At 37.4% G+C, this 6764-nt stretch carries 4 protein-coding genes and 1 pseudogene; 2 read left to right on the forward strand and 3 right to left on the reverse strand.

Going from position 1 to position 6764, the window contains the following annotated elements:
- Positions 1-820: alpha/beta hydrolase family protein (locus BAU27_RS08295; protein ID WP_071770625.1), on the forward strand; the 820-nt coding region annotated here is incomplete at its 5' end.
- A 658-nt stretch (positions 821-1478) separates the two neighbouring features.
- Here BAU27_RS08295 and BAU27_RS08300 read toward each other — a convergent pair.
- Together BAU27_RS08300 and BAU27_RS08305 are read right to left on the reverse strand one after the other, a co-directional pair.
- Positions 1479-3269 carry a helix-turn-helix transcriptional regulator gene (locus tag BAU27_RS08300; protein WP_071770626.1) on the reverse strand — a complete coding sequence of 597 codons (1791 nt, stop codon included), beginning with the start codon at positions 3267-3269 and terminating at the stop codon, positions 1479-1481.
- A 4-nt stretch (positions 3270-3273) separates the two neighbouring features.
- Positions 3274-3864 carry a sensor domain-containing protein gene (locus BAU27_RS08305; protein WP_071770627.1) on the reverse strand — a complete coding sequence of 197 codons (591 nt, stop codon included), beginning with the start codon at positions 3862-3864 and terminating at the stop codon, positions 3274-3276.
- 278 nt (positions 3865-4142) lie between these two features.
- Here BAU27_RS08305 and BAU27_RS08310 point away from each other — a divergent pair, with 278 nt between their 5' ends.
- Positions 4143-6152, forward strand: coding sequence for a serine hydrolase domain-containing protein (locus tag BAU27_RS08310; protein WP_071770628.1), 2010 nt, complete (start codon positions 4143-4145; stop codon positions 6150-6152).
- Positions 6153-6598: 446 nt separating this feature from the next.
- Here the strand turns inward: BAU27_RS08310 and BAU27_RS32840 are convergent.
- A pseudogene (locus BAU27_RS32840) lies at positions 6599-6764 on the reverse strand (serine hydrolase); the annotation flags it as partial.

Consider the following 6764-nt stretch of genomic DNA (forward strand, 5'->3'; position numbering starts at 1 on the left):
TGAAAAGGTACCCGTAATTGTTCTTGTTCATGGTGCTGGCATCCATGATCGCGATAGTACATATATGGGAACAAAAATCTTACGAGACCTTGCGGTGGGCCTTTCATCCAACGGAATTGCAGTGTTGCGCTATGAAAAACGTACCTTAGAACACGCATTAAAGATGAGTGGAGAACCTGGTACGTTAGACCGTGATACTACAGATGATGCCATATATGCAGCAAAATCAGCAGCGCAGCAGGAAGGCATTGATCCAAATAATATTTTCATTCTCGGACATAGCCTAGGAGCTGGCACAATGCCGCGTATACTGAGCAAAGCGCCTTCCTCACTTGTCAGAGAAAGTATCTTACTCGCACCACCTGCACGCCCTTTGACTGACATTGCCATTGATCAGAATCAATACCTTGGGGCACCAAAGGAAGTAATCGATGAACTAAAAAGACAGTTCGCTTTTATCCAGGATCCTACTTTCAATCCTAACCATCCGCCAGCTGGCTACAATTTTCCGTCTCCTCATTTTATGTATGATGTTTCTAGGTGGCGTCCAGTTGAGGAGGCAAAATCACGAAAAGAGCCTTTACTGATTCTGCAAGGGGCACGCGATTATCAAGTGACAGTAAAAAATGAATATACAAAATGGCAGGAAGGACTTTCAAACCGCGGGAATGTTAAGTTCAAAGAATACCCGAAATTGAATCACTTCTTCACGGAGGGTGACGGGGAATTCAGTCTTCCAAGTGAGTACGAAATCCCTGCAAATGTTCCCGAGTACGTCATCCAGGACATTATTACATGGGTCAATGAGACAAAAAAATAAGAAAACATCAAAAGCCTTCATGCAATCATCATTGCGGGAAGGCTTTTTTGAAACTAGTGATTTCATCAATCCTGCTTTGATTTCATCCAACGAATCAGTAAACAAACATATACCAAAAACACCTCTCTTTCCTTGGTTATATTTATCTATCCATTCACTTTTCCATCCACCACCTTCTAAATTTTTTAAATATAGCATTTCTAAATATTGTTCTCCTGACCAAAAATTTATTACTTTAAACCCTTTAGTACCTTTTCCTTTTTTAGGGTTAAATGGAAGGTTCAATTTATTAAACTCTTTTTTTAAGTTATTTATTTTTTCAAAATCATTATCAATATGAATTACAAAATGGTCTAAACGTAACATTGTATCCCCCTTTTTATTTCAAGCACATTTCTTTACAATTTACATACTTATTTTGACATATAATTACAATTTCCTTTTTATTTGTGGAATAAAAGGTTTATTTAACAGAGCAACTAGCAGTTATTTTATATGTTAAATGATAGAAAAGAGATTAGAAAAGACCAAATCATACTAAAAAGGCTGTTTGACATATTTGTCAAACAGCTTATGTTCTTTTGTTTTTCTAAATTTAGGTCTTGATAATTTTTTTAAGAACTTTTTTATTTGTGATCATTGTCTTTTCTGATGTAAATTATAAAAGTAAGCCTATATCTTTAGCTTTTTGCACAGCTTCATCTCGATTTTTGACTCCTAGCTTCTCATAGAGATTGGAGGCGTAATTTCTTACTGTTCCGTTTGACAAGTAAAGCTTCGAGGCTATTGTTTTATAACGGCTGCCTTGTGATAATAGTTCCAAAATCTCTAGTTCTCGTTTCGTTAATCCATGCTCTTTTCCATCTGATTTTGATTCAAATGATCCTATTTCTTCATTTTCTTTCCACATTCTATGGAACAAGTCATGATTAATCATCGTGCCTCCTCGATAGACTAGACGAATTGATTCAGCTAGTTCACGCGAATCTATGGATTTCAATAAATATCCATCCGCACCATTTCGTATGATTTCCTTTGCCTTTTCTGTATCCTGAAATGTTGACAGAATGAGTACACGAATGTGCGGCCATTTTTCCTTAATCATTTTAGTCGCATGAATTCCATTCAGATTAGGCATCTCTAAATCCATTAATACTACATCTGGTTTTATTCTTTCACACAATTCCACAGCCCGTTCTCCATCTTCAGCCATTCCCACTACTTGTAAATCCTCCTGTACATCCAAAATTGTATGAAGACTATCTCGAATAAAAGAATGATCATCTACAATACACAAACGAATTTGTTCATTAGACAGTTGTACTTGTTTTGGTAATACACATGAAATTAACGTCCCTTCCCCTTTTTTGGAGTAAACAACGACTCTTCCTTGTGATTGACTCACACGCTCTTTCATTGCAGTTAATCCAAAGCCATCCGTCCACTCGTCTACCCCACAGCCATTATCCTGTACATCCAATCGTATCTGTTGTGGTTCAAAGTGAAGTGAAACAAGGATTTCTGTAGAATGCCCATGGCGAACAGCATTTGTTAATGATTCCTGCAAGCCTCGATATAGTGTCATTTTTGATTGCTTGGAGACCATATACTCTTCCCCTATTACTCGAGTACGTACAGTTACTTTTGCATGTTTCTTAAATTCCTCTGTCAATTGTTGTAATGTGACAGCTAAGGGAAGCGATTCTTGTGATAAATCCATTTGATGCAAATACAGTCTTACTTCTTCCATACTGTTACGGGCTAATTGTAATAATGAATCAAGCTGTTGCTCGCCTTCTTTAGACTTTAATTCCGTACGTAATGTTTCCATCCCCATTATAATTGAGGTATAGGAATGCCCCATCGTATCGTGTAAGTCTTTTGAGAGCCTATCACGTTCCTCAAGTAATGTTATTCGTTCGACTTGGGATATGTATTGTTCCAATACATGTTTCTGGTTCCGAATAGTCTCACTTTGACGGTAATTAATAACCAGTAAACGAAAAAAAGAACCCATAGCAAAGGCTAAACCAATTTGTAGTATGATTACCCATAAATCTGTTACTTTGGAAAATATCGCAATGAGCAACGGGAACAAAATAATTGTGATAGGACCCGACCAGCGGTAAGATTTATGAGCGCTATTTGCCGCAATCATAAAAGTTGGCATTAAAAAAGCAAGATACGCTGACGGAAATAATAAAGTTAAATAGAAACACACTCCGCCAAATAATATTATTTCAGTAAACAAATAATAGCGATAACTGAACATTAAACAAATCCAAGGTACTGAAAATGAAATGACTTCCCAAAGAATTATGATCCAAAGTGGTACTGTCAAATGATCTTGTTGTTGGATAGTCGTTGATATCAATGATAGCCAAATAATAAAACGTATACAAAGTAAGGCCCAATCATACCAGAACCATATTTTCAAAGTCTTAAACAAATTATCACTCCCTTATAGCTTTAAACATTGTACGTGTATAGATTCCAATTATTCGAACTAAACAGTTTCCAATACATATACGTATCCAGATGAGAATGCATCCAATAATCATGACAAAAAAAGCTTTCGCCCATGAATTCATAGCAATTCCCAATAAGTATATATTAAAATATCTAAAAAGTAAGGGTGTAACGATAAATACTAGCGGCGTTACATACAGTAAGATAGCACATATAAGACTCATTATTCCGATGAAAAATTTCTGCATGAGCCAAAAAATAGCCCTCCAGTTGCTACTATTAAGGATTGTATCTCTCGCTTTAATCCATTTATCTCCCTCCTCTTTTTTCCTTGATTCGAATAACTCTATCGATATATCCGTATAAACCTTCGTCTGAATGCGTTCATACTGAACAAACGTGTGAGTTGTTTGTAGCACCCAAACCAACAAGGGAATACCTAAAAAGATAATCGTCATTACTAGTGCAAATGTAATGCTGACCAGATAGAAACAAAAGTAAAAGAATCCGGATACAAAGGTAAATAACAAGAAATAGAAATCTTGCAAAGTTTTTTGAGCTGATGCTTTTGTCATTAAAATCTCTCCTCCTCATTCATTGCTAATGCGTTAAAAGCTACTTTTTGATTCTAAGTATTTTTCTGTCACATACGGTAGTGTCAAAATGTCATGGTTTCTATGACATAGCTATCAATACAGCCGTATCCCACTCAATTTTTGTTGTTCTTTATAAATATGACAGAAGTTCACTATCGACTATGACTCGCCGCTTGCTACACTCTGTTCATACGCTAACGAGCCGCTAACTCGTTGCGCTAACAAAAAAATTAAATTAAATAAAGGAGCGTACAAAAATGAAACAAGCAATTAACAAACTGGGGATTGTTGCAATTCTGCTCACTTCTACAAGTATGATGTCTGCGTGTTCCCAACAATCATTAGAAGCTGGAAAATCAAGATCATCGGCAGCCTCGACCGATATCAAAATGACGAAAGCACCCAATAATAAAAAAGAAGTAGAATCTTTTGCTGATCCGTTATTTGAAGAAAAAATGAAGGAGTACAATGTGAACGGTTCTAGTTTTGTCGTCGTTCATGATGGAAAGGTCGTTGTCAATAAAGGGTATGGCTATGCTGATAAAGAAAAGAAAATTCCCGTTACTAAGGACACGGTCTTTCAAATCGCTTCAGTCTCAAAAACTTTTACTGCCTTAGCTGTGATGCAGCAAGTTGATAAAGGAAAGCTTAAACTAGATCAAGATGTACAACAATATCTCAGTGGATTGAAAATACCTAATAAAACAGGAAAACCCCTTACCTTGTTTGATATGCTCACTTATACCAGCGGAGTAGATTTACCTGATATCACTACGATAACCGGACCTGAATACGTTAATCACAGTATACCGATGAAGGAATTTTTCTCTAAACATATGCCAACGGTGGTACGGCCGCCAGGAGAATCTTATACGTATGACAACGTTGCATTTGCACTCGCAGGATTTGCTGTGGAAAATGTTACAAATACACCTTTTTCGCAATATATGGAAAATAATATTTTCAAACCATTAGGTATGAAATCTACAAGTTTGGGCTTTACGCCTAATCTTCTCAAGAGAATGGCTACACATTATGGGCCCACTGGCGATCCAATTCCAACAAGTGGAAACAGTCTAATGGATGCACCACAAGGAGGTATTATATCTACCGGAGAAGACATGTCAAAATACATGATTATGCAGCTACAGAACGGAAAGTTTAACGGCAAAGAAGTTGTAAGTAAAAAAAGCATGGATATGATGCATGCCTATCAAGTTTTTGATGATAAGACAATTCCTGTTGCGACAATTGGATTTGAAACGCCTTTCAATGAATTTGCTAACGGTCAACATGTTGTAATAAAAGGGGGAAGCATGCCTGGACATCAATCACTGATGATTTTAGTGCCTGAACAAAAAACCGCATTCTTCATGTCTTACAATAATGATTCAACGATGAGTATAGACATATATGAAGCTCTCATGGATCACTATTTTCCTGCTAAGAAGGAGGAAAAGACTAGTTATCTCCCTTTAGAGGAGAAAGAAGCCCAAAAATACTTGGGTTTATACCAAAACACACGTTTAGCTGCAGTTCGCACCCAATTTACCTATGAAAATGGGAATTTGGTCATGGAAGGGGGAATAACCGGAAAACAAGTTCTAAAAATGATTCATCCGTTGTTATTTGAGGATTCGGAAGGCAAAAAGGTTGCTTTCAAAAAAAATGCAGCTGGAGAAATCGCATATTTTCACTACAATTCTCCTAAAAGCCTTGATTTTATGGCTGATGCACAGAAAATTAACAACAAACCGTCCTTTGCTGATGTTCCACAAAAGAGTAACTATAGAAGTCACATTGATAATCTTCATGCCCTAAATATTATGGGTGCTAAAACAGGTAATCTATTCAATCCGATGGACATCATGACACAAGGAGAGTTTGCAGATACGTTGTTACTTGCTTATGGATGGAATGGTTTTCCAGACGACTCCAAGGAGGCAAGGGAAAAAATTATGAAAGGAATTCCAGGTTATGACCGTACTACTCCGATTACCCGACAGGTCGCAGCGACCTTAATTCAAAATCTGAAGCAGATTCAACCTGACCAAGCTAAGAAAGTTAAATTGCTTGATGCTGCGGATGACTGGGCAGTCCAATCTATTCAGGCACTTGCATCCCAAGGAATCATAGACCCTGATACTTCGATCAACGCTGATGGATCATTTATTTTCCGTCCGAAGGATCTGTTACTGCGCCAAGAAGCAAGCGCCTTGCTCGATCTAGCCTTTGGTTATTATGCCCTACCTATTATTCTGAAGTAGGCATTTATACAAACATGAATTATGGCAAACATTTAGGATAGGTGTTCCATCTGCAGCAAGCTAAAGCAAAAAATAAATTTCGATAATTTAAAACCATTATGGGACAAAAACTCATAAAAAAATCAGTAAAATAAATAACCGGTTTCTTAAAATGATGGAGTTCAGCCAAGATATATGTAAAAACGAGTCACAGACATACTTTTTTCAAAATCGAACAATATTAAAAAAAGCATTAAAGAAACAAGAATTGTGAAATGCAACCTAAAAAAGTCGGTTCCTTAGCGTTCAGGAATCGACTTTTTAGGTTGCAATTTGCTTTCCATACGAAATGCGCATTTTGTTGGTGCTGTACTCCCAAAACTCCGCGTAATATCCTGATTCTGTCCCAAAAAAGTCAATAAAATTCACTGGCCATTTTTAACAAACGACGAACCGAGAGATTGGTGTCAATCTTCGATTGCCTGGTAGACCATGGTCCAGAAATCGTGGATAAGCTGTGCCGAATTTGGGGCTGACAGCCCGACCTGGGTAAGCAGGATTCCTGTGAGCTGGTTGTCCGGGTCGGCGTAGGTCGTGGTGCCGCTTCCGCCATCCCAACCGAACTGGCCGATT

The sequence above is a fragment of the Bacillus sp. NH11B genome (assembly GCF_001884205.1).
Lineage (GTDB): Bacteria > Bacillota > Bacilli > Bacillales > Bacillaceae_G > Bacillus_A > Bacillus_A proteolyticus.

Excerpts from the sequence above, each read along its gene's own strand:
- BAU27_RS08305 (WP_071770627.1), bottom strand. The coding sequence starts at position 3,864 with ATGACAAAAGCATCAGCTCAAAAAACTTTGCAAGATTTCTATTTCTTG.
- BAU27_RS08310 (WP_071770628.1), top strand. The coding sequence starts at position 4,143 with ATGAAACAAGCAATTAACAAACTGGGGATTGTTGCAATTCTGCTCACT.